At 64.7% G+C, this 22,955-nt stretch carries 19 protein-coding genes and 1 tRNA gene; 12 read left to right on the forward strand and 8 right to left on the reverse strand.

Annotation, left to right across the window (positions count from 1 at the left end):
* Positions 1-24: 24 nt before the first annotated feature.
* Complete coding sequence (gene thiO, locus EPN33_00980; GenBank protein ID TAN24368.1) at positions 25-1,104, reverse strand: glycine oxidase ThiO; 1,080 nt, start codon at positions 1,102-1,104, stop codon at positions 25-27.
* 45 nt (positions 1,105-1,149) lie between these two features.
* Between thiO and EPN33_00985 the strand changes: the two genes are divergently transcribed.
* Genes EPN33_00985 through hutH form a run of 4 tightly spaced genes read left to right on the forward strand, consistent with a single transcriptional unit; the run spans position 1,150 to position 4,676 of the window.
* On the forward strand, positions 1,150-2,121 hold the full coding sequence (locus tag EPN33_00985; GenBank protein TAN24369.1) for a KpsF/GutQ family sugar-phosphate isomerase: 972 nt from the start codon (positions 1,150-1,152) through the stop codon (positions 2,119-2,121).
* A 2-nt stretch (positions 2,122-2,123) separates the two neighbouring features.
* Positions 2,124-2,705, forward strand: a complete 582-nt coding sequence (locus tag EPN33_00990) for a phosphatase (GenBank protein ID TAN24370.1) — start codon at positions 2,124-2,126, stop codon at positions 2,703-2,705.
* Positions 2,702-3,154: an acyl-CoA thioesterase gene (locus EPN33_00995; GenBank protein ID TAN24371.1), complete on the forward strand. Its 453-nt coding sequence runs from the start codon at positions 2,702-2,704 to the stop codon at positions 3,152-3,154. The genes EPN33_00990 and EPN33_00995 overlap by 4 nt, the downstream gene beginning before the upstream one ends.
* A gap of 4 nt (positions 3,155-3,158) precedes the next feature.
* Complete coding sequence (hutH, locus tag EPN33_01000; GenBank protein ID TAN24372.1) at positions 3,159-4,676, forward strand: histidine ammonia-lyase; 1,518 nt, start codon at positions 3,159-3,161, stop codon at positions 4,674-4,676.
* Between the two features lie 15 nt (positions 4,677-4,691).
* Here the strand turns inward: hutH and EPN33_01005 are convergent, their stop codons facing one another.
* The gene (locus EPN33_01005; protein TAN24373.1) at positions 4,692-5,120 is read right to left on the reverse strand and encodes a hypothetical protein; all 429 of its coding nucleotides are present in this window, start codon (positions 5,118-5,120) and stop codon (positions 4,692-4,694) included.
* Entirely contained in the window at positions 5,117-5,374 is a 258-nt protein-coding gene (locus EPN33_01010; protein TAN24374.1) for a hypothetical protein, read from the reverse strand. The genes EPN33_01005 and EPN33_01010 overlap by 4 nt, the downstream gene beginning before the upstream one ends.
* Before the next feature lie 57 nt (positions 5,375-5,431).
* On the opposite strand from EPN33_01010, the gene EPN33_01015 reads away from it, so the two are divergent.
* The 4 genes from EPN33_01015 (at position 5,432) to EPN33_01030 (ending at position 11,511) form a co-directional block, all read left to right on the forward strand.
* On the forward strand, positions 5,432-7,651 hold the full coding sequence (locus EPN33_01015; GenBank protein ID TAN24375.1) for a S9 family peptidase: 2,220 nt from the start codon (positions 5,432-5,434) through the stop codon (positions 7,649-7,651).
* A 9-nt stretch (positions 7,652-7,660) separates the two neighbouring features.
* Positions 7,661-9,709 carry a thioredoxin domain-containing protein gene (locus EPN33_01020; protein TAN24376.1) on the forward strand — a complete coding sequence of 683 codons (2,049 nt, stop codon included), beginning with the start codon at positions 7,661-7,663 and terminating at the stop codon, positions 9,707-9,709.
* Positions 9,710-9,793: 84 nt separating this feature from the next.
* Positions 9,794-10,267, forward strand: coding sequence for a redoxin domain-containing protein (locus EPN33_01025; GenBank protein TAN24377.1), 474 nt, complete (start codon positions 9,794-9,796; stop codon positions 10,265-10,267).
* A gap of 41 nt (positions 10,268-10,308) precedes the next feature.
* Positions 10,309-11,511, forward strand: a complete 1,203-nt coding sequence (locus EPN33_01030) for a PAS domain-containing sensor histidine kinase (GenBank protein TAN24378.1) — start codon at positions 10,309-10,311, stop codon at positions 11,509-11,511.
* Here EPN33_01030 and EPN33_01035 read toward each other — a convergent pair.
* Genes EPN33_01035 through EPN33_01045 form a run of 3 tightly spaced genes read right to left on the reverse strand, consistent with a single transcriptional unit; the run spans position 11,396 to position 13,151 of the window.
* Positions 11,396-12,445: an A/G-specific adenine glycosylase gene (locus tag EPN33_01035; GenBank protein TAN24379.1), complete on the reverse strand. Its 1,050-nt coding sequence runs from the start codon at positions 12,443-12,445 to the stop codon at positions 11,396-11,398. The genes EPN33_01030 and EPN33_01035 overlap by 116 nt on opposite strands.
* A 5-nt stretch (positions 12,446-12,450) precedes the next feature.
* Positions 12,451-12,879, reverse strand: a complete 429-nt coding sequence (locus tag EPN33_01040) for a PIN domain-containing protein (GenBank protein ID TAN24380.1) — start codon at positions 12,877-12,879, stop codon at positions 12,451-12,453.
* Positions 12,876-13,151, reverse strand: a complete 276-nt coding sequence (locus tag EPN33_01045) for an AbrB/MazE/SpoVT family DNA-binding domain-containing protein (GenBank protein ID TAN24381.1) — start codon at positions 13,149-13,151, stop codon at positions 12,876-12,878. The genes EPN33_01040 and EPN33_01045 overlap by 4 nt, the downstream gene beginning before the upstream one ends.
* Before the next feature lie 107 nt (positions 13,152-13,258).
* Here EPN33_01045 and EPN33_01050 point away from each other — a divergent pair.
* The 3 genes from EPN33_01050 (at position 13,259) to EPN33_01060 (ending at position 17,565) form a co-directional block, all read left to right on the forward strand.
* A tRNA-Val gene (locus EPN33_01050) sits at positions 13,259-13,335 on the forward strand.
* A gap of 456 nt (positions 13,336-13,791) precedes the next feature.
* Positions 13,792-15,453 (forward strand): NAD-dependent malic enzyme, encoded by a 1,662-nt coding sequence (locus EPN33_01055; GenBank protein TAN24382.1) that lies wholly within the window; start codon positions 13,792-13,794, stop codon positions 15,451-15,453.
* A 390-nt stretch (positions 15,454-15,843) separates the two neighbouring features.
* Positions 15,844-17,565, forward strand: coding sequence for a chloride channel protein (locus EPN33_01060; protein TAN24725.1), 1,722 nt, complete (start codon positions 15,844-15,846; stop codon positions 17,563-17,565).
* A gap of 5 nt (positions 17,566-17,570) precedes the next feature.
* On the opposite strand, the gene EPN33_01065 is transcribed toward EPN33_01060, so the two are convergent.
* Both EPN33_01065 and EPN33_01070 read right to left on the reverse strand, forming a co-directional pair.
* The gene (locus EPN33_01065) at positions 17,571-18,692 is read right to left on the reverse strand and encodes a hypothetical protein (protein TAN24383.1); all 1,122 of its coding nucleotides are present in this window, start codon (positions 18,690-18,692) and stop codon (positions 17,571-17,573) included.
* A gap of 5 nt (positions 18,693-18,697) precedes the next feature.
* Positions 18,698-21,241 (reverse strand): FtsX-like permease family protein, encoded by a 2,544-nt coding sequence (locus tag EPN33_01070; GenBank protein ID TAN24384.1) that lies wholly within the window; start codon positions 21,239-21,241, stop codon positions 18,698-18,700.
* On the opposite strand from EPN33_01070, the gene EPN33_01075 reads away from it, so the two are divergent.
* Positions 21,102-22,913 (forward strand): amidohydrolase, encoded by a 1,812-nt coding sequence (locus tag EPN33_01075; protein TAN24385.1) that lies wholly within the window; start codon positions 21,102-21,104, stop codon positions 22,911-22,913. The two genes, EPN33_01070 and EPN33_01075, sit on opposite strands and share 140 nt — an antisense overlap.
* Positions 22,914-22,955: the final 42 nt, after the last annotated feature.

Consider the following 22,955-nt stretch of genomic DNA (forward strand, 5'->3'; position numbering starts at 1 on the left):
CAGGGCAATAAGTGGCGAGCCACATCAGGCCGCCACGGCAAAGCGGCCCGGCCGGAACGGGGTTAGATCGAGCGCGGACGTCAAGAAACCTTTGGTGATGGCCGAAGTCAGAATTTTCGCTGTTATGGGGGCGAGGAGAATGCCGTCGCGGTAGTGACCTGCCGCCAGCCAGTATCCAGGACAACTGGTCGGCCCCAGAATCGGCAACTCATCGCCCGAACAGGGGCGGAACCCTGCCCAGGTCTCCTGCACGGCAGCATCGGCCAGCGCCGGCACCAGCGCGGCGGCGTGCCGGCGAAATTCTTCGATGCGCGCCGGCTCGACGCCGCCGGCAAAGCCCACGTCCTCGACGGTTGAGCCAACCAGGATGCGCCCATCGGTGCGCGGCACCAGATAGATATCGGCGCCTTCGATCACATGGCGCAACGCGATACGGCTGCGCAGGCAAAGCATCTGACCCTTGCGCGGGCGCACCGGAACGCTCACCGGCGCCACAATTTGGGACGCCCAGGCGCCGGCCGCGTTCACCACGATGGGCGCATGATGGCGCTCGCTCCCAGCCGTGACCGTCAACCCGCCGTCCAGCGCTGGCTCAATGGCGCTGACGGCTGCGTGTTCGACGAGGCGAACGCCGCGAGCACGCATCGAGGTGAGCAGCGCGGCCGACAAGGCGCGATTATCTACGCTGTGGTCATCGGCGATGCGCCAGACTTCGATTTTGCCATGGCAGGCAAGCTGCGGCTCCAGCTCGGCAAGGCGGGCGTGATCGATCTTTTGCCAGCCTTCCAGGGCCGGCGCAGGCGCCGGATGATTCGCGCTGGCCAGAAACAGCGTTCCACCGGGACGGTAACCGACCGAAGCGCCAGTTTCACGCTCCAGCTCGGCGACCCAGGTGGGATAGAGCCGCGCACTGGCGATCGTCAGCGGCCGCAGTTGCGGATCGCTCGTCTGCCGGCCTGCCAACATGCCCGCGCCCGCCCAGGAGGCCTGCTGCGCGGCCGCGCCGGCGTCGAACACAGCGACCCGAAGTCCGTGCGCTGCGAGTTCGCGCGCCAGCGCCAGACCGATCAGTCCCGCGCCGGCAACGATTACATCAGTCTCCATGAGTCCAGCTTAACGCGGCGCGAATGCTACCATGGGCTTTCACTCATGCCTGATTCTCGCGCCATTCAAGCCGCAGCGAAACGCGTCCTGGCCGTCGAGGCCGCAGCCGTAGCGGCCTTGAGCGAGCACATCGGAGCGGATTTCGAGCGCGCAGTAGCCCTGGTGCTGGCGTGCCAGGGCCGGGTGGTGGTCACCGGCATGGGCAAGAGCGGCCTGATCGCCCGCAAGATTGCGGCCACGCTGAGCTCGACCGGCTCGCCGGCGGTGTTTCTTCACCCCGCCGAGGCGCTGCATGGCGACTTGGGCATGCTGGTGCGCGGTGATGTGGTCATCGCGCTCTCACAGAGCGGCGAGACGCTCGAGCTGGTAAATCTGCTGGCGCCGATTCAGCGCCTGGGCATTCCGACGATTGCGCTCACGGGCGCGCCGCAATCATTGCTGGCGCGCACTGCCGAGGCGCATCTCGACGTGAGCGTGCCGGAAGAAGCCTGTCCGCTGGGGTTGGCACCCACGGCCTCAACCACAGCCGCGCTGGCGATGGGCGACGCGCTGGCGTTGGCCGTGGCGGAGCAGCGCGGCTTCAGTTCGCGCGATTTCGCGGATTTGCATCCCGGCGGCGTGCTGGGCAAGCGGCTTAAGCCGGTCGAGGAACTGATGCACACCGGCGACGCGCTGCCGGCAGTCGCTCCCGCCTGCGCCTTCGCCGATGTTGTGTATGAAATGAGCCGCAAAGGCTTCGGCATGGCCTGCGTAGTCGAGGAGGGCAAACTTGCGGGCGTCATCTCCGACGGCGACCTGCGGCGGCTGTTTCAGGCGCAAGGCGCCAAGGCCGTCGAGCTGGCAGCGCGCGAATACATGACACGCCAACCCGCCACGATCGCCCCGGACTTGCTGGCGCCCGCCGCCCTGCACGTCATGGAAGCGCGCAAGATTACCGCGCTGCCGGTGGTAGATGGCGACGGACGATTACTGGGTCTGGTCCACCTGCACGACCTCTGGACCACGGAGATGATCTGAACATGACCACGCCCGATGCCATCGCCCGTGCCCGTTCGATCCGGCTCATTCTGTTTGACGTGGATGGCGTGCTAACGGATGGCGTGCTGTGGTACGTGCCCGGTGAGACCGCGGAAAACGGCCTGGTCGAGGTCAAGGGCTTCAGCGCCCACGATGGCATCGGCATCGCCCTCGCCCGCCGTGCGGGCCTCAAGACTGGCGTCATCACCAAGCGCACCTCCGCCTCGCTCGCCCTGCGCGCGCGCGACCTGCGCATGGATTACGTACGCCAGGGTGTCGACCGCAAGGGCGCGATGCTGGAGGAGATCTGGAAGCTGAGCGGCTGCGCGGCCGAGCACACCTGTTGCATGGGCGACGACATTGTGGACCTACCCATGCTGCGTGTCGCGGGCCTGGCCGCCGCGCCTGCCAATGCCCGTGCGGAAGTGCGTGCAGCGGCTCATTTTGTGGCGCAGCACGCCGGAGGCGGCGGCGCGGCGCGCGACTTGATCGAGTTCATTCTCAAAGCACAGGGCAAGTGGGAGCAAGCGATGCAGAGCTTTCTGGCGGCGCCGGAATCCGACTACGCTCCGGAAAACGCATGAAGGCAGTTACCGAGACCCAGGTGCGCGTGCGCTATGCCGAGACCGACCAGATGGGCGTGGTCTACCACGCCAACTATCTGGTCTGGTTCGAGGTCGGCCGCGTCGAGCATTTGCGCCAGAACGGCATCAACTACGCCGATATGGAGGCCGACAACTGCATCGTTGCGGTGGTCGAAGCACGCTGCCGCTATAAGTCGCCGGCGCGGTACGACGACATCATCACTATCCGCACGCGCGTCACCAGCCAGCGCGGACCGATTATCCGTTTTGAATACGAAGCGCTGCGTGCCGACGATGGAGTGTTGCTGGCCGAAGGCGAAACCGTGCATGTGTGCATCGACCGTGAATTCCAGGCCTGCCCGCTGCCGGACAAATACCGTTTACCGCTCGCGGAGACAGGGCTGGGGCCACGGGTCCCCGCCCGTGCCCGTCAAGTGGAAGGAGAATAATTTCATGCCCCGGGTTCTGGAACTGAAAGGCGCCGGACTGACGCTCGAGCAGGTCGCCGAAGTTGCCACGGAATATCGTCCGGTGCGTCTGGCAGCGAGCGCTGTGCCCAAGCTGCGGCGCACGCGGTCGGTTGTGGAGGCCGCGCTCGGCAAAGATGTTCCGGCCTATGGCATCAACACCGGCCTCGGCCGGTTGAGCGATGTGCGCATCCCGCCGGACAAGATCCGCGAGCTGCAGCTCAACCTGATTCGCAGCCATGCCTGTGGCGTGGGTGCGCCGCTCGGGACGCCGGTGGTGCGCGCCATGCTGCTGCTGCGCGCTAACTCGCTCGCCAAAGGGTTTTCCGGCGTCCGGCCCCGGGTGGTCGAGGCGCTGTGCGCGCTACTGAACCGGCGCGTGCATCCCGTCGTTCCCAGCCAGGGATCGGTGGGCGCGAGCGGCGACCTGGCGCCGTTGGCGCACCTGGCGCTGGTGCTGATTGGCGAAGGTGAGGCCGAATATAACGGCCGCGTCATGTCGGGCAGGGCGGCGCTGCAACAGGCGGGCCTGCGGCCGCTCACGCTCGAAGCCAAGGAGGGCCTGTCGGTACTCAACGGCACCAACGCCATGCTCGCCAGCGGCTCGCTCAGCCTGCTCACTGCCGAGCGCTTGGTGGAAGCGGCCGAAGTGATCGGCGCACTCTCGCTGGAGTCGCTGCGCGGCACGCCGGCGGCCTTCGACGCCCGCCTGCAGGAAGTGCGCGGCCAGACGGGCCAGGCCGTTTCCGCAGAAAAGCTGCGGCGGCTGATTGCCGGCAGCGCCATCCGGCGATCGCACCTGCATTGCAATCGCGTGCAGGATGCTTACAGCCTGCGCTGCATGCCGCAGGTGCATGGCGCCGTACGCGACACCCTGGCTTTCGTGCGCCGGACGTTTACCAACGAAGCCAACGCCGCGGTAGACAATCCTCTGGTATTTCCGACGCCCGGCAGCGCCGCGAATGGCGCTGTGCTCAGTGGCGGCAATTTTCATGGCGAACCGCTGGCCTACGGCCTCGACTACCTCGCCATTGCCCTCTGCGGCCTGGCCGGTATTTCCGAACGCCGCCTCGAACGCCTGGTCAATCCGGCCCTGAACGAAGGCTTGCCGGCGTTTCTCGCGCCCGATGCCGGTTTGAATTCCGGCTTGATGATGGCGCAGGTTACGGCGGCCGCGCTGGTGGCCGACAACCGCGTGCTCGCGCATCCGGCATCGGTCGATAGCATCACGACGTCAGGCAATAAGGAAGACTACGTCTCTATGGGCATGGGCGCCGCGCTCAAGCTGGAACGCGTGGTCGCCAATACCGCCTCGGTGCTGGGCATCGAACTGGTGGCCGCCTCGCACGCACTCAAGCACCTCGAACCCCTGCTGCCCGGCCGCCGCCTGCAAGCCGTACTCGCCATCGTGCGCCAGCGCATCCCACCGCTCGGCCGCGACCGCATCCAGGCGCCTGACCTCGCCGCCGCGCGCGAGCTGATCCTCGCCGGCGCGATCCTCTAAATGCCGGGCAGCGGGTTAGTCTAGAGGGTCCACCACCCGCAGTCCTTCGGGCGCGCGAAACGACCGATCGTGCGTCCACAACTCGGTCGCGCCGTTTTGCAGCGCCGTCAGCCCGATTTGCCAGTCGAAAATGCGGCGTCCGGAAATCTCTTCTCCGGCGGCTCTCTCGAACAACCACCGGCCGAATCCCGGTAGGGGCAGCCAGAGATGAGCGCCCGCCGTGTAAAGTTCCGAGAGGTAGCCGTCAGCCTCCGAGGGAGTCGCGGCCGCAGGGCCTCGCAGCGGGCGGGTCACAATGCTCCAATACTCAACCGCGCTCGCCAATGCAAAACCCCAATCGTTGTCTCCAGCCGCTAAGCTCTCGATCATCGCGCGCGTCCTAAGGTGCTCGGACGTGCCGGCGTCAAACGCGTAAACCAGAAGGTTTGTGTCCAGCGCGATCAATGGTTAAGTTCCGGTTCGTCCGACTCTGGACTCTCCAGCCATTCCCACATCTTCTCGCGGCTGGAAAGGTCAAGGTCCTTCGGCAGCGTTCCCGAAGCCGTGACCCAGCGAATCTTCCCGCGCGACGGCAGCTTTGGCTTCGTCTCGCGCTGCAAGCCCTCCTTCACCATTTCTCGCATGGAAATCCCAAATTCCGCGCCAATCCGCTTGGTCTGCCGTAGCAAGGTGTCGTCGATCTCTACCGTGGCCTTCATTTTGCCTGCTTCGCTCCTTTCATCTGCTGTTCTTTCACTTTTTGCGACGGCAGCACGATGATCGACCAACGCAGCGCACGCTCGACCATCTCCCGCATCGTGATCCCACGCTCGGCAGCAATGATCTTCGCCTTCCGCCAGAGGGCCTCGTCAACTTCGAACGTGGTTTTCATAGTATGGCCATATTACCATATCTTGCGTTGCCGGCCGGGCTTTGGTCTAATCCGAGCTATGTTGCGGCTCTTCTCGCTCATTCTGCTCTCGGCCGGCTTGGCGCTGGCGCAAACCCCGAAATTCACCAATTGCGTGACCAACGCGCAGATGCGCGACTATGGCACGGTGAGCAACCCGCAGCTTTCGCCCAACGGGCACGAGGTGGTGTGGGTGCAGCATGAATCGACCGCCGATGGCGCCGCCAGCCATCTCTGGATAGCGCCGAGTGATGGATCGGCGCCGGCGCGGCAAATCACCTTCTCACCGGCGTCGGATAAATTCGGCGAGAGTTCGCCCGAATGGCTGCCCGACGGCTCGGCGATTCTGTTTACCGCCAAGCGCGGCGCCGCGCACCAGATTTTTCGGCTGCCCATCGGTGGTGGTGAGGCAGCACCGATTACCCTCGAGACGGGCAAGCTGGCGCTCAGCCCGGGCCGCTTCGAGGTCTCGCCAAATGGAAAATGGATTGTATTTAGCGCGCGCCAGCCACAGACCGAACAGGAAAAGAAAGACAAAAAGGACAAGAAAGACGCAGTGATCGTCGGCCAGAACACCAACCCCACCCGCATCTGGCTCTACTCGCTGACCGGTAAGACGATAACCGCGGTCACACCCATGTCGGAAGAAGCGGAAGGTTTCGCCTGGAGTCCGAACTCCAACCAGCTCGCCATCAGCGTAGGTCCGGCGGAAAATCATGCCGAGCTGCCGCCCAGCTCGAAGTTGGAAATCGTATCGGTCACCAACCTCAGCAACGTCCGCACCGTTGCCGGAATCCCGCCGACGATTCAGACCTTCGCATTCTCACCCAACGGCCAGCGGATTGCCTACCTGGCGCAGTCGGAGCACGATACGCCGCCGGGCGTAAGCGACCTCTATGTGACTGCGACCGACGGCAGCGACGCGCCGCACGATTTAAGCGGATCGAGTTCATTTGCCATCAGCGGTTATGGCGGCGGGCTGGTTTGGAATCACGACGGCAACGGCATTTACGTCGAGGCGCAGCACGGGACCAGCCGCGCGCTGCTGGCATTTGGCCTATCGGGCGACACGCCGCAATGGCAGGCCGCCGCAACGGCGATTGCCAGCGGCTACTCCACCAATCACGCCCAAACCGGCTGGGCCTTCATCGCGCAATCCACGGACCGCATGCCGCAAGTTGTCTATGCGAGCTCACCCGATACGCCTGGCAAGGTGCTGAGCAACAACAACCCGGACTGGCCGCAAACCGGCTGGCGCGGAGCGACCCCGGTTTCCTGGCAAGGACCGGACAACCTGACCATCCACGGCCTGTACTATCAGCCGGCCTCGTGTCCCGGCGGCTCGCCTGCGAGTGACGGCAAAACCCCGATGATCCTGCGCGCTCACGGCGGGCCGACGGGCGCCTTCACGGAAACCTTCGACCCGTTCATGCAATGGCTGACCTCCCAGGGCTGGGCGGTGCTGGAGATCAACCCGCGCGGCAGCACCGGCTACGGCTGGCAGTTCACCGCTGCAGACCGCAACGATTTGGGCGGTAAGGATTTTCTCGATGAAATGGCGGGGCTTGATTGGGCGCTGGCGCACAAGCCGGTCGACGCCAAGCGGTTGGGCATGTTCGGCTACAGCTATGGCGGCGAGATGGCCGGCTTCATCGAAGGCAAGACTGACCGCTTTGCCGCCATCGTCTCCGGCGCACCGGTGATCGATCAGTACAGCGAGTACGGCACCGAACGCGGCCCGAACTATGACGAGTGGTTCTTTGGCCGCCCCTGGCAGCGGCCGGCCGATGCCTGGCGCCAATCCGGGCTCTCCTACGCCAAAAACGCCAAAACGCCGCTCTTGCTGCTGCAAGGCCAGGCGGATACGACCGACCCATTGGGACAGTCGGAAGAGGAATACCGCGCGCTCTTCGAAGACGGTGTGCCGGTGCGTCTAGTGACCTTCCCCGGCGACGATCATGGCCCGTTGGCGGAAGCCATTTTCGGCGCGCCCAGCCATGACCCCTGGCACGGCTACGAAGGCCGCTCGCAAATCCTTGACTGGTACACCCAATGGTTCAAGAAGGCTGAATCAAGCGAACGCTAAAATGGATTAGTGCCCAATCGTCTTGCTGCCGCCGCCAGCCCGTACCTGCAACTGCATGCGTCCAATCCCGTGGATTGGTATCCTTGGGGCGAGGCGGCGTTTGCGCGCGCGCGGGAGCTGGACCGGCCGATTTTTCTCTCCATCGGCTACTACACCTGCCATTGGTGCCACGTCATGGAGCGGGAGTCGTTTTCCGAAGCCGCCTGCGCGGAATTGCTGAACGACAACTTCGTCTCCATCAAGGTAGACCGGGAAGAGCGACCCGACATTGACCGGCTCTACATGAGTTTCGTACAGGCAACGACCGGCGGTGGCGGCTGGCCCATGTCGGTGTTCTTGACGCCCGACCGGAAGCCATTTCATGGCGGCACCTATTACCCGCCGCGCGACCGCCATGGCTTGCCCTCCTTTAGCCGGCTGCTGCGCACCATTGCCGCGGCCTGGCGTGACGACCGGCCACGTCTGCTCGCTGCTGCTAATGATGTGAGCGCGTACTTAGAGCAGGCGCTCACGCCGGCGGCCGCCGCTGCGGGAGCATCTACTTCGGCGGCGGTGATGCTCCAGGATTCGTGGCCAAAACTCTTTGCCGAGCTGAAGGCCAGCTACGATCCCGCCAGCGGCGGCTTCGGCGGCGCCCCGAAATTTCCCCGGCCGGTGGCGCATGCGTTTCTGCTTCGCTACGCCAAGCTCCACCAAGGCGAGCCCGAAGCCGGCGAGGCCATCGCCATGGTCACCTCCAGCCTGCGCGCCATGGTCCGCGGCGGAGTCCATGACCAGCTCGCCGGCGGCTTTCACCGCTACGCGGTCGATGCCGCCTGGCGCGTGCCGCACTTTGAAAAAATGCTCTACGACCAGGCGCAACTGGCCTCCTCGTTTGTTGAAGCCTGGCAGGTCACGCACGCGAGCGATTTGGCTGAAGCTGCGAGCTCGACCTGCGATTTTGTGCTGCATGAAATGACCAGCTCTGAGGGCGGTTTCTATTCGGCCCAGGATGCCGACAGTCCGGTTCCGGAAAACCACCGTGAGTTGAGTGGGAGCCACGAAGGCGAGGGCGCCTATTATCTCTGGACACAGGAGGAGATCAACGGCCTGCTGCAGCCCGAGCCAGCCGCGCTTTTCTGCCGCGCCTATGGAGTGAAAACGGACGGCAATGTGGCCATGCCGCTTGATCCCCAAGGCGAGTTCCGTGGCCGCAATATTCTCTACCTAGCCGATGAAGCCGCCAGCCAGGACCCGAAACTTACCGAAGCGCGCGCGCTTTTGTACGCCCGGCGTCGTGAGCGCCCGGCGCCGCCGATCGACACCAAGATTTTGACGGCCTGGAACGGGCTGATGATTTCCGCCCTGGCGCAAACTGCGGCGGCGCTCGATGAACCCAGCTTCCGGGCGGCCGCCATGCGCGCCGCTACGTTCATCGAGGCCTCGCGTTGGGACCGCTCGGCGCAACTGCTGCGCCGCACGGCTGAAGTTGATGGTTTTGCCGAAGACTACGCCTATCTCATTCAGGGCCTGCTCGACCTGCATCAGGCCAGCCTCGAGCCGCACTGGCTGGAGTGGGCGCACCTCTTACAGCAAGCACAGGAAGAACGCTTTGCCGCACCCGGCGGTGGCTATTATTCCTCGCAGCCCGATCCCGAGCTGCTGCTGCGCGTGCGCGAGGATTATGACGGCGCCGAACCTTCGCCCAACTCGGTCGCGGTCTCCAACCTGCTGCGGCTAGGCCTTTGGTATGAGAACGAGGGCTGGCGGGAAAAGGCGGAAGCGGTAATTACGGCGTTCGCCGACAAGCTGCGCACGATGCCGCAGGCGCTGCCGTTGCTGTGCGCCCAGCTTGAGGCAGTCGCGGCACCGCCGCGGCGGCTGATGATCGCCGGTGATCCAGCCGCGAGCGACACCCATGCCCTTCTCGCCATCGCGCGCCGGCGCTTCCTGCCCGGTTACTGGATTATGCCTGCAGCCGCACCGGCGTCGGGCAGGGCGGCTGCATATCTTTGCGAGGATTACACTTGCCAGCTTCCGGTCACTACTCCCGAAGCTCTCGAGCAAGCACTGATCTGATCCTTTTCTGGCCCCTGGCCCCTGTCCTCTGCTCCCTTTTCTTCTCCGAGCGCATCCGCTTAGGAGAAGGGATAGACTGAGGTCATGTCAGCGATAGTCGGTGAGTTGGCGTTGGAATTTAGCCTACCCGACACGGACACCCACGTGCGGTGGCTAAGCGAATTTCATCGTTTGGGGCCAGTGGTGCTGCTGTTTATGCCGAGTGCCTACGGCTGGCGGCCACGCTGGCAACTCTGGAGCCTGCTGCGGCACTATGACAGCTTCGTGGAGATGGCCACCGAGGTTGTCGTGGTCACCCGTGACCCGCTTCCGGAGTTGCGCATTTTCCAGATCCGCCGCGGCTTCCCTTTCGTGTTCCTGTCGGACCGCGACGGCGCCGTGGCCCGCAGCTATGATGTGCTCCCGGGACGTGCGGGGGCGTTTGTAATCACCACCACGGGCGTGATCCGGCTGCACCGCGTGGTTGAAGGCATGGGGTTGCGCAGCTCGGGCGCTTCCCTGCTGCGGCTGCTGCACCGGCTCGACGGCCGGGATCGTCTGCCCGCCCGTGCCCGTTAAGCCATTGACCAGAGTGACTGATTCTTGCCACACTTGAGCCGTTGGCAAGGCTTCCCCCAAAGCGCCCACAGCCGGAAGTTTGGCTTGGCATCTCCGAATTCCAGGCCACGAAAGTGCTCGACGCTACGAGCGAAGGGATTTATGTGCTCGATCCCGAGGGGCGTTGTCTGTGGTCGAATCCGGCCGCGGCGCATATCTTTGGCTACGAAAGCCCGCAGGCGTATGTCGGCAAGCAAATGCATGCGGTCGTGCATCATACCCGCGCGGACGGCACCCCTTTTCCGGAGTCCGAATGCCGTGGTCTCCAGAGCCTGCGCGCAGGCGCTGGAGTGGTTCAATCTCAGGAGATGCTCTGGCGTGCTGACGGCACCAGTTTTTACGCCGAAGCCCGTGTCAACCCGGTTTACGAAAATGGGCAGCTGCAGTTTGCGGTGGTCATGTTGCGCGACATCACCGAGCGGCTCCGGCTGGAAGAGCAATACCGGCATGCGCAAAAGATGGAGGCGGTCGGCCGCATCGCCGCCGGCACCGCGCACGATTTCAACAATCTGCTGACCGTGATCAGCGGCTACACGCAGCTTCTGCTGAAAGATCCGCCGGATCCGGTCCGGAGCAAGCGCCTGCATGGCATCAAACAGGCCGCCGCCAGCGCCGCCATGCTGACGCGCCAGTTGCTCGCCTTCAGCCGCACCGACCCTGCCAATCCGACGGTGCTGGATCTGAATCAGGTGGTGGCGTCGGCCGAGCCGCTGGTCCGCAGCACGACGGGCAATCAAGTCGAACTGGAGATGACCCTGGCGCCCGACTTGCCGCCCGTGATCGCTGATTTCCATGAAATCGAGCAGGCGCTGATGAATCTCGTGGTCAACGCCTGCGATGCGATGCCGCAAGGCGGCCGGCTGAGCATCCGCACCTGCGCGGTGGCGTCGTCTCCGGCGGCGCTGCGCGCGCAAGCCCTGCAACCCTGCGCCTGCGTTCTACTCGAGGTCACCGACAGCGGAATTGGCATGGACGAGGCCACCAGAACCCAGATGTTCGAGCCTTTTTTCACGACCAAACCGCCGAGTCAGGGCACCGGGCTGGGCCTGGCGATGGTCATGAGCGCGGTGCGGCAGGCAAATGGCGGCGTCACGGTTGAGAGCGAGCCCGGCCGGGGAACGAAGCTGCAGGTTTTCCTGCCGGTAGCGAAAGAGCTAGCGGTGAAGGCCAAAGCCGCAGCAGCATCTTCCGCGCCAGACCGGTAAGCGGCGCCTGGAACGCCTGCTCGCGCGACCACCAGCGGCCAGCGCCAGCCGGAGCGCGCACGCGAAAGACGCGGGCCGTAATGCGGGAGTTGGTGATGGTATGGCGGAGGATGAGCAGGGGTGTTGCGCCCTCGGACGGCGTTGCGGTGGGCAGCTCCCACAGGCCCGACATTTGGCGCGCGGCCGGGGAACGCTGGCAAAGCCACGCCTTGCCGCCGCCTAGCAGCCAGCCGTAGTCGGCGGTGACGGCGCGCGCCGCCGGTCGCGGCCTCACGGCGGGCACGTGGTCGCGGCTGCGGCAGACCCGTCGCAGCGGGCAGGCCTCGCAGCGCGGGCCCCGGGGCGTACAGACGGTTGCGCCCAGATCCATGACCGCTTGATTGAACTCGCCGGCACGCCGCGGCGCTAGCCACTGTGCCCAGAGTGCGCGCGCCTGCGCAAGCGTCAATGCGCGCCGCGTAAGCCGGCAGGCAATGCGCAGACCGTTGCCGTCCACCGCCGCCAGACGGAGACCACCCGCAATGCTCAGGATGGCGCCGGCAGTGTACTCGCCGATGCCCGGCAGTGCCCGCGCCGCAGCCGCATCCAGAGGAAATTGCCCACCATACCGCTCGACGATGATCGTCGCCGCCGCCTGCAACTGCCGCGCCCGCCGGTAATAGCCCAGCCCGCTCCAAGCCGCCAGTACTTCGGCTTCCGGCGCCCGCGCCAGTGCCGCGGGATCAGGAAATCGTTCCAGGAAGCGCCGATAGTAGGGAATCACCGTAGCGACGCGCGTCTGCTGCAACATGATCTCGGAAACCCAGACGCGGTAGCCCTCCGCCCGCTCGCCTGGCTCCGCCCGCCAGGGCAGTGAGCGCCGATGGCGCCCGTACCAGCGCAGTAGCTGGCGCCGCATCCAGGCCGGACTGTCGAGGCTGCTCGTGTTTTTCACCCTTTCTAGGCCGGCGTTCGTACTCGAGCGGCGATCTCGGGACCAAGGCGCAAGAAGTCACGCAGGTTCCAGGTATACACGACGTCGGCACGGAACTTCAGTGCGCACTGCGCCAGCAGGGCGTCGTAGACCGCAGCACCCGCGAGACCTGCGGCCGCGGCGCTTTCCAGCACCTGTGCGTAGTCGGTGTCTACCAGTGCGATTTGCGTCAGCCTCTCGCGCAGGCTGGCGATGTACAGTAGCGCCTGATCTGGTCCGACTCTCGCCGGTGCAGGCATCCGCGTCAGGTTGCAATAAACTTCGGCCAGACTGTGTAAGGCACAAGCGGACTGGGACACTCGGGACCGCCGCAGGAGGCCAAAACTCGGCGTATGGTGGGGATGGTCGGGATAGAACGCCGCAATCATGACCGAGGTGTCGAGAAATTCTCTCACCCGTCCACCCCGGAGACGTGGCGGTCGCGCTCCTCGCGCAGCTTGCGTTGCAGCTCCTCGGTTTCACCCTCGCCGAAACGAGCGTGGCCGCCGAACACCCAAATGCCCTGCTTCTTCCGCAGCGGCGGGCTATTGCGACGAGGACGGAGTGTGATTTCCTCCTCATGCACGGCAATCTCCAGCGTGTCTCCCGGACCTAAAGACAACGCCTCGCGCACACGCTTGGGCAGCACAATGCGGCCGGCGCCATCCATAGCTATAGTGGTATTCACAGTGCCAATTTACCACTGCAGCTACCATGGCTGCAATCGTCCGCGATGGCCCGCACCATGGCTGCGTCGGCGAACGCGTCCCGAATGATAAACTAGGGCATCGGCGTAGGCGCGTAGCTCAGTTGGTTAGAGCGCTACCTTGACACGGTAGAGGTCAGCGGTTCGAGTCCGCTCGTGCCTACCACTTCCCTCCTCATACGCCGGCGCGCGGGCCTTAATGAAAAGTTTGTAGCAGCAGCACGATCCAGAGCACCGCCGGCAACTGCCGCTCACTGTCGAGCAGGCGCTGCTGCCGTCCTGGACGACGTGGAACTCATTCTGCGCCGCCGCATGCTGCAGCGCTGGTCCCAATACCGTTTTTTACGGTCTACTGCTGGGTCTGGTGGCCATCGATCTCTGGCCGAAGCAGGACGCTGCCGAATTGAACGCCATCGCCGAAAGCAACCAGGTGCGCATTAACCACAAAGCCTTTCCGGTGGTCCAATAGCAGGCGCGAGTATGACGTTCATAATGCCATTTTGCCGACGAAAATGCCGCAATCATCGGTAGCTCAGGGGCTGGCGGATGCGGCATTCTGGAAGTGAGAAGAGAAGTGAGAAGAGAAGTGAGGAGAGAAGTGAGGGGAGAAGTGGGAGAGGGGATGACAGAAGCGGTGATTCGGACGCATCTATCTGGGTTTGCACTGCTTAATGATCCGCGGCTGAACAAGGGTACGGCGTTCAGCGAAGAGGAGCGCGACCGGTTTGATCTGCATGGCCTGCTGCCGCCGCATGTGGGCACGCTGGAGGAACAGATTGCCCGGCGGCGGCAGGTTTTCGATCGGCTGCCGACGGCGTTTGCGAAGTACACCTTCATGCGCGAGCTGCAGGACGTCAATGAAACGCTGTTTTATGCCTTTCTCATGCACTCCATCGAGGAAATGCTGCCCATTGTCTATACGCCGACGGTGGGCGAAGGCTGCCGCCGCTTCAGCGAAATCTGGCGCCGGCCGCGCGGCCTTTTTCTGAGCTATCCCAACCGGCAGCGCATGGAGGCGATCCTCGGCCGCAAGCATTACGACCGGGTGCAGTGCATCGTGGTGAGCGACGGCGAGCGCATTTTGGGGCTGGGCGACCAGGGGGCCGGCGGCATGGGCATCCCCATCGGCAAAATGGCGCTCTACACGGCGCTGGGCGGCATTCATCCCGTCCGCTGCCTGCCGGTTCTGCTCGACGTCGGCACCGATAGCGAGGCCTGCCTCGCCGACCCGCTCTATATCGGCTGGCGCCACCGCCGTATCCGTGGCCAGGAGTATGACGATTTTATTGAAATGTTCGTCACGGCGGTCGAGCGGCGCTGGCCACACGTCTTGCTGCAATGGGAGGACTTTGCCGGCACGAACGCCACGCGGCTGCTGCACCGCTACCGCAATCGCTTGTGTACCTTTAATGACGACATCCAGGGTACGGCAGCAGCGGCGCTGGCCACGCTGCTGGCTGGGGTCAAAAAAACGGGCGGACAAATCTGCGATCAGCGGATTGCCATTTTTGGTTTTGGCTCGGCGGGTATGGGTATCGCCGACTTGCTGGTCAAGGCGCTGATGGGCGAGGGACTGACTCAGGCCGAAGCTCGGGCGCGCATTTATCCGATCGGGCGGCCTGGCTTGCTGGTCGAAGGCGCCGAGGGCATTCATTCTGACCAGATGGCCTTCGTGCTCCCGCGCAGCGATGTGGAGGGCTGGCGCATGCAGACTCAAGGCCAGATTGGCCTTGAAGACGTCATCCGCAATGCCCGAATAACCGCTTTGATTGGCGTGGCCGCGCAGGCCGGCGTGTTCACCGAAGGCGCCATCCGCGCGCTCGCACAGAACACCGCACGGCCCATCATTTTTCCGCTGTCAAACCCGACCTCGCGCTGCGAAGCCACCCCCGAGGACCTGCTGCACTGGACGGATGGCCAGGCGATCGTCGCTACCGGCAGCCCCTTCGCGCCGGTGCCGTACGGTGGACGTAGTATTGCCATCGACCAAGCCAACAACTCGTATATCTTCCCTGGCCTCGCGCTGGGCACGCTGGCAGCTCGCGGGCGGCATGTCTCCGACGGCATGATTATGGCTGCGGCAACCACGCTGGCGGCGCAGAGCCACGGCGAGAGCCTCCTGCCGCCGCTGACCCAATCGCGCACGCTGAGCCGGGTAATCGCCGCCGCCGTCGCACGGCAGGCGATCCGCGAAGGACTGTCAACGCTCTCGGAAGCGGGCATCGACGCCGCCATCGCGGATCTGCTCTGGGATCCGGTTTACGCAGGCTATCAGGTCGAGTAACAAGGTAGAGCACGACGGAGGCGCGAAGCCGGGCAGCGCGCGGTAAAAACCTGGAATGCCGCGCATCACGCGCCGCCGCTTACCCTGCCCAGTTGCGACGCCGGAAGCGGCCAGTAGGTGAACCCAGAGCGACAACCCCGCCTCGAACCAGGGCGCCGTTCGGACCCCTGCGGCCGGGTGGATTTCATGGCATAATTTCCTATCACGGCGGATTGTTTCTCCGGTAGGGCCGAAGCGGTGTATGTGTGCCCTGAGGGAAAGTGTTGCCCGCCGAACAGGAGAGCGAGTCCTCTGAGTACCGAATTGCAAGCGCCCGCGCAAGGAAGCCATACCCGTCACCTCTGGGATCGACCGCTGATCCGCCGCTACCGCTCCCTGGTGGGCGCGGACATGCGGGCCACCTATTCCCGCGACCTGCACAAATGGATCTTGTATGCGCCGATTCTGGGCGTAATTACCGGCCTGCTGATCACCCTCATCGCCAAGACCATCCTGGAATGGTTATGGCCGCCGGTCCTGGCCTTGTATCTGGCCCACCCGATCTGGATCGTCCCCGGCCTGGCCACCGGTTTTTTGATTGCCGGGCTGCTGATGCAATATCTGACGCCCGACCCGAACGATCACTCGACGGAGGAGATCATTCGCGCCTTTTTCGAGCGCCGCTCGGAAATCAAGATGAAGCCGTTCGTCCCCAAGCTGCTGGCTGCCGTGGCCACCGTGGGCATGGGGGGTAGCGCGGCCCTCGAGGGGCCGAGCATTTATGGCGGCGGCGCGCTCGGCTCGTGGATGTGGGCGCGGCTGCGCAAAATGGGGGTCAAGCTGGAACCGCGCGACCGCCGTATCCTGCTCATCAGCGGCGCCGCGGCGGGCATGTCGGCGGTATTCCGCGCGCCCTTCACGGGCGTCATCTTCGCGCTGGAAATGCCCTATAAGGACGACCTGGCGCATGAGGCCCTGATGCCGGCGCTGATCGCTTCGGTGGTGGCGTTTGCCACGCTGGCTCTCTTCATGGGCGCGCAGCCGTTATTCAATTTCGGCGGAGCCGGAACCGCCACCTGGACGAGCCGCGACCTGCTCTGGTCGGCGCTGCTGGGCGGCATCTGCGGCCTCATCTCCATGCCCTTCACGATCACCTTCCGGCGCTTCCGCGAGTTCATGGTGCACTGGAAAGCGCCGCACTGGTTCAAGATGTTGCTCGGCGGACTGGGCACGGCAGCCTGCGGCCTGATCTTCCTGCAGATGTTTCCCGGACACTTGGTGCCGCTGGGCCCGAACTACGAGGCGGTCGGCATCATTCTCCTGCATGTACACAGTTCGCTCGAGCTGGTGGCGTTCGGCTTCCTCAAACTCCTGGCGACACTGTTTTCGCTGGGTTCCGGCGGCGTCAGCGCCATGTTCGTGCCGCTGTTCCTTTCGGGCAGCTCCTTTGGCACCGCGTTCGCGCAAAGCGTGGTCCATTCCAGCTCGCTGAATCTATTCGCCGCGGTGGGCATGGCCTCGTTCATTGCCGCCGGCTACAAGACCCCGCTGACGGCTGTCGTGTTCGTCGCCGAAGCCACGGGCGGGCACTCCTTTATCGTGCCCGTGCTGATTGGCGCAGCAGTGGCGTACGCGGTGTCGGGGCAGGCGTCGGCATCAGGCGATCAGCGGCTGCACGAAGGCGTCACGGTGGAAGAATTGACCCAGATTCATGTGCAGGACGCCATGCAGCGCCACATCGCGACCGCTGAGGCAAGCTGGACCCTGCGGCGCTTTGCCGAAGCTGCCACCGGCGCCACCAACTACGCGTCCTATCCAGTGCTCGACCATGGCAAGGTGTTGGGCACGATAGCCGTCCCGGCGCTCACGCATGTGCCGCCGGAGCAGTGGGATCACGTGCGCGTGAGCGACCTAATGGACCGCGAATGGGCCTCGATTGCGCCCGACGCCAACCTCCAGGACGCGCTGCGCCGGCTGGTCGTGAAGCGCCGTGAGCACCTGCTGCTGGTGGTCAACGATCAGGGCCATCTGGACGGCATCGTCTCCCAGACGGATATTCTCGCCGCCATGAACGCGGCTCACCGCGGCGGCGAGCACTCCCTGCGCGGCAGCGAAGAAGAAGAAGAAGCCTGAAGCTGTTAAATGACTCCCTCGACCTGTAGGTTGAACGCCACCAGCGGGGTCGCACCTGCCGGAAATGGCGAGCCCGGCGCGGGCGAGAGATTGCCCTTACTGCTCCACAGGAACGCCAGAAATCCGCCAGGCGAACTTTCTGGCACAAGCACCCAATTGCCAATCCAGTTCATTTCCCCGGTGGCGTTCGCTGCCGCGAATGGCGACGCTGTCAGCGCCGTGAGCGCGCCGCTGGAGGAATCGATACTGTATCCGGACATGTTGCCGGTGTTTTCGCTGTAAAGATACTGGCCCACTTGCGTCAATGATGACGCGCCCGCTTCGGCCGGGTAGGGTGAGCCCGCGATGGGCTGTAAGCTGCCGTCGCTGGCGATGGAGAACGCTGCGACCTCGCCCGCGTGGCTCAAGGCCGCGTACACTCGCCCGCCGGTGCTAAAAAGCCCCTCGGGCTGCCCGTCCGCCACGGTAGCGAAGGGCGAGCCGGGCACCGGCGTCACGGTTCCATCCGTGTGCACCGCAAAGGCAGAAATGCTGCCGTTGGGATCAGAACTGTTGCTGGCATAAAGGTAGAACGTTAACGTGGTCCCTCCCGACGCGCACAGATGTGTAGTTCCAGCGCCGGACGCAAACGGCGAGCCGGGCAAAGGCGTCAGGGAGCCATCGGCTTGCACCTTGAAGCCGAAAACTTCGCCGGCGGTGCTGGCGACGAAAAGATCACCGTTCGCCACCAGGATCTGCTGCGGCTCGCCTGTGCCACTGAGCGCGTACGGCCCCAGCCCCGAAGGCGAAAGGCTGCCGTCGGCATGGCTGATGCGGTACACGCGGATGGCGTTGTTCTCCGGATCGGATACATACAGGTCCGCCGCCTGCCCAATCTGCCAGACGGCCGCAATGCCGCGGCTATTCGCCGGCCCCAGCGTGAGAACCGGCGCGGTCCAGGCCTGTTGGCCGGCAGAGAAATTCTCTTCCAGGATCGAGCCGGAAACGCTCGTGGCGTAGAAAAAGTTGCAACCGCCGCACTGGTTCTCTCGCAGGGAAGTGTTCGGGACACCGCCGCAGCCCGTCAGGATGCAAGCAGCAAGCGCGACCGCGAGCGGCGTTACGAATTGGGCGTGGAGATGGCGCATTCGGGTTACTCCCTTCGCAGGGCGGACCAGGGGACGACGCGCGAGGCACGGAGTGCGGGCAATGCAGCCGCCGCAACCGCAACCAGCAGAAGCACGCCCAGCGACAGCGCTATAGCCGCAGGATCGAGGGGTGACAGGCCGTGCAGACCGTGGCGGAGCAGGTGCGCCAGCGGCAAGGCCATTGCCAGGCCGGCAGCGAGACCGAAGCCCACTATGGTCAGGGCCGACTGCAGAACCAAGAGCAGGATTTCCCTCGGACGGGCGCCGAGGGCCATGCGAATGCCCACCTCCTGCTCCCGCCGCGCCACCGCGTAGCTCATGACGCCATAAATACCAAGCGCCGCGAGCAGCAGTGCCAAAAGGGCGAAGGCGCCACTCAGATCGGCCAGCGCGCGCTCGCCGCCCAGACCTGCGCGCAGACGATCCTGCAGCGTGTGCAGCGAGATGACCGGCATCGTCGGGGCGATCTGCGCGAGAGCCGAGCGGATTTCCGCGATACCGGCGCTGGCGTCGCCGCGGAAGCGCACCGCAAGGAAATGTGACGACTCGGGGTCTTGCGCCTGCGGGTGATAGACCATAGGCGGTACGGGCTGATCCGCCCCGTGGACGCGCGCATCAGCAACCACGCCCACAACCGTCGCATCGCGGAAATCGTTGATCACCGCCCCCAGCGGCTGGCAATCGGTGAGGTAGCGGCGCACAAACACCTCGTTCACAATGACGACCTGCGGCGCATGCGCATCATCGCCGGCACGAAAACGGCGGCCGCGCAGCAGCGGGATGCCAAGGGTGCTGAAAAAGCCCGGCGAAACAGAATCTTCCTCCGTGTGAACATGGCGGACGCCATTGGGCTCGACCGACAACGTACTCCCGTAGCTGTTGCCGGCCAGCACGCCGATACTGGCGATGGTGGCACTCGCAACCCCGGGCTCGGCGTTGAGCCGCGCCAACAGCAGCCTGTGCTCGAGCCCGGGAAACGTGGCCGGCGTGTAACCAGCGGAGCGTGGCGCGATGGTGGCGCTGATCACTGAAGCCGTGGCAAACCCTGGGCGCAGGCGGAGCAGGCGCACCAGACTCAACGCCAGTAAGGATGCCGCCAGCAGCAGCACCAGCGAGAGCGCGACCTGGGCTCCGATCAGCCAGGACCAGCCTCGGGCTCGCGCGGATTGCTGGCCGCCGCCTTCGCTCTTGAGGGCCTCATTGACGTTGACGCGGGCGGCGAGCCAGGCTGGGGCCAGCCCGAATAGCAGGCCCGTGATGACTGCGGTGGCAACGCTGAAGCTCAGCACGCGCGCATCGAGCGCGACCGTTCCAGCCGGCAGCCGCACGCCCAGCAGTGCCATCAGCGCCGAGCGACCCCAGAAGGCCAGCGCTAGGCCCAGTCCGGCGCCGAGCGCAGCCAGCGCCAGCGAGCTGGCGAGGGCGTTCCGCAGCAGTCTTCCCTGCCCTGCGCCGAGCGCCAGGCGAACCGCCCATTCGCGCCGGCGCGACATCCCTCGCGCCAGCAGAAGCAGGGCAACGTCGGCGCAGGCGATCAACAGGACGAGTCCGGCCATCCCCAGCAGCAACTCGAGCGGTGCGGCGATTTCTTTACTCAGGTAGGCCAGGCCGGTGCTGCCGCGAACAAACCAAACGGCATCACGGCTTTTCGGCCCCTGCGCCGCATACGGCGCCTCGACATTCCGCTCTGCCGCCGTGGCTGCGGCTGCAATGCCGGGGGCGGTCGCCGCACCCGGAATCCGCGCCACGACATTCAGCCAGTGAATGCCAGATTGTGTGTCCCAGGGCTTCGTAGGATCGACGGCGCCGCGGCCGCTATCCATATAGGCGCTGCCAGCGTAATGCAGCCGCTGCTGCAAGCCCATGGGAACCCAGGCGTCGGCTGGCCGGGCCTTGCTCAAGCCGTAGAATCCAGGCGGCGCTATGCCGATGATGTCGAGCGCCACGCCATTCAGGGTAATCGTCTTGCCGACAACCGGACGGCCATCGTAGTGCTGAAGCCAATACGCGTAGCCCAGCACAGCAGCGAGCGCTGCCGCATCGCCGGAATCAAGCACGCGGCCGCGCGTGGCCCGAACGCCGAGCAGGGTGAAGTAGTTCGGGCTGACTAATTGCGTCGCGACCATCTGCGGCGGCGCACCCGGGCGAGGAGTGAACATTTCGTACCCCTCGGTGAAGCAGGCCAATTGTGCGGTGGGTACGGCAGCTCGCATCTGCCGCACGACGGCGGAGGAAAACTCCGTATCCGGCTGGGAAGGCAGGCCGTTGCGGGCGAAGTAAATTTGCCATGGCTGGCCGACGGGCAGCGAGCGCAGCAGCACCGCGTCGAGGCCGCTAAAAATCGCAAGATTGGCGCCAATGCCGAGCGCCAGCGCGGCCACGATGACGAGGTGCAGCTTCCACTCTCGCATGCGGCGAGTGTACCATGCTGCCATGCGAGTTTTTTCCTGCGCTCTCGTTCTGCTTTTTACCGCTGCCGCTGCTGCCCAAATTCCCGGTTTCCCGCCGCCGATGCCACCGGCGACTCTGGTGTTGCGGAACGGCACCATTGAAACGCTGAATCCGCTGCAGCCGGAAGTCGAAGCGCTGGCCGTGCGCGATGGCAGGATTGAAGCCCTGGGCAGCAATGCGGCCATCGCCCATTACATCGGCGCCGGAACCAAAGTGCTCGACCTGCACGGCGCCTTTGTTACGCCGGGCTTCATCGAGGGTCACGGCCATCTGATGGACACGGGCCAGGACACGATGGAGCTGAACGTGGGCAAGGCGCCGAACTGGGACGCGATTGTCGCCATGGTCAAGGCAGCGGCTGCCAAGGCCAGGCCAGGGCAATGGATCATCGGAGCGGGCTGGCAGCAGAGCAAATGGAACCGCGTGCCGCAACCCAATGTCGATGGCCTGCCCCTCCGCGCTTCGCTCGATGCGGTTTCACCCAATAATCCCGTGATGCTGGAGCATGCCAGCGGCCACGCCATTTTCGTGAACGGCGCGGCGCTCAAGCTGGCAGCCATCAGGCGCGCCACGCCCAACCCGCCCGGCGGGACGATTGTGCGCGATGCCTCCGGCATCGCCATCGGCATGCTCCGCGACACCGCTGCGGGGCTGGTCCGCCGCGCCTACAACCGCTATCTGCAAACACTGCCCGCTTCGGCACTGGCGGCTCAGCGCGAGCGCGCGCTGCACCTGGCGGTCGAGAACGAAATCAGCAAGGGCATCACCACCTTCGTGGATATGGGCGAAAGCTTCCAGACGGTGGACTGGCTCAAACAGGAAGCCGCAAAAGGGCTACCCCTGCGGCTGTACGTAAACATTAACGGCGAGCCGGTCTCGGCGCTCGAGGCGCGCCTGCCGCAGTACAAGATCATCGGCTACGCCAACAATCATTTCACCGTGCACGGCATCGGCGAAATCACCAGCGATGGCGCGCTGGGCACGCGCAGCGCCTGGTTTCTCCAGCCGTATTCGGATGCACCCAGCATCACCGGCAAAAATGTAGTCGCCATGAGCACCATTCGCCAGATGGCGGAAATCGCCGCCAGGGATGGCTTTCAGGTTTCGGTCCATGCCATCGGCGACCGCGCCAACCGCGAAACGCTGAACCTGTTTCAGCAAATCTTCACTGCCGACCCGGCGGCGCACGCGCTGCGCTGGCGCATCGAGCACGCGCAGCACTTACAGCCGAGCGACATTGCGCGCTTCGGCAAACTGGGCGTGATCGCCTCGATGCAGTCCATCCACGCCTGCTCGGATGCGCCCTTTGTCGTCACCCGCCTCGGCGAAACGCGCGCACGCGAAGGCGCTTACGTGTGGCATTCGCTCACCTCCACCGGTGCGATTGTGCTCGATGGCACCGACACGCCGGTCGAAGACACCAACCCGATTCCCAACTTCTTTTGCGGCGTGACCCGGCGCGAGGGCAATGGCACGTACTTCTTCCCGGCGCAGAAGAAGACGCGGATGCAGGAACTACGCGACTACACCTGGAACAACGCTTACGCCATCATCGAGGAGAACGAGGTCGGCTCGCTCGCCCCCGGCAAGCTGGCCGACATGGACGTGTTCTCCGGCGACCTGCTGACCATTCCCGCCGCGGACATCCTCCGCACGCGCGTGCTCTACACCATCATCGGCGGCGCGATCGTCTACACGCGCCCGGGCGCGGCGGCCTGGCGCAAGGGCCAGTTCTTCCCCGCCATGCCCGAGTTCGACCATGTGAATTAGAGGTACTGCGCGGCTGTACATGACCGCCGCAACAACCACTGA

The sequence above is a fragment of the Acidobacteriota bacterium genome (assembly GCA_004299485.1).
Taxonomy (GTDB): domain Bacteria; phylum Acidobacteriota; class Terriglobia; order Terriglobales; family SCQP01; genus SCQP01.

Excerpts from the sequence above, each read along its gene's own strand:
- thiO (TAN24368.1), bottom strand. The coding sequence starts at position 1,104 with ATGGAGACTGATGTAATCGTTGCCGGCGCGGGACTGATCGGTCTGGCG.
- EPN33_00985 (TAN24369.1), top strand. The coding sequence starts at position 1,150 with ATGCCTGATTCTCGCGCCATTCAAGCCGCAGCGAAACGCGTCCTGGCC.
- EPN33_00990 (TAN24370.1), top strand. The coding sequence starts at position 2,124 with ATGACCACGCCCGATGCCATCGCCCGTGCCCGTTCGATCCGGCTCATT.
- EPN33_00995 (TAN24371.1), top strand. The coding sequence starts at position 2,702 with ATGAAGGCAGTTACCGAGACCCAGGTGCGCGTGCGCTATGCCGAGACC.
- hutH (TAN24372.1), top strand. The coding sequence starts at position 3,159 with ATGCCCCGGGTTCTGGAACTGAAAGGCGCCGGACTGACGCTCGAGCAG.
- EPN33_01010 (TAN24374.1), bottom strand. The coding sequence starts at position 5,374 with ATGAAGGCCACGGTAGAGATCGACGACACCTTGCTACGGCAGACCAAG.
- EPN33_01015 (TAN24375.1), top strand. The coding sequence starts at position 5,432 with ATGATCGACCAACGCAGCGCACGCTCGACCATCTCCCGCATCGTGATC.
- EPN33_01025 (TAN24377.1), top strand. The coding sequence starts at position 9,794 with ATGTCAGCGATAGTCGGTGAGTTGGCGTTGGAATTTAGCCTACCCGAC.
- EPN33_01055 (TAN24382.1), top strand. The coding sequence starts at position 13,792 with ATGACAGAAGCGGTGATTCGGACGCATCTATCTGGGTTTGCACTGCTT.
- EPN33_01060 (TAN24725.1), top strand. The coding sequence starts at position 15,844 with ATGCGGGCCACCTATTCCCGCGACCTGCACAAATGGATCTTGTATGCG.
- EPN33_01065 (TAN24383.1), bottom strand. The coding sequence starts at position 18,692 with ATGCGCCATCTCCACGCCCAATTCGTAACGCCGCTCGCGGTCGCGCTT.
- EPN33_01075 (TAN24385.1), top strand. The coding sequence starts at position 21,102 with ATGCGGCGAGTGTACCATGCTGCCATGCGAGTTTTTTCCTGCGCTCTC.
- EPN33_01070 (TAN24384.1), bottom strand. The coding sequence starts at position 21,241 with ATGGTGCCGTTCCGCAACACCAGAGTCGCCGGTGGCATCGGCGGCGGG.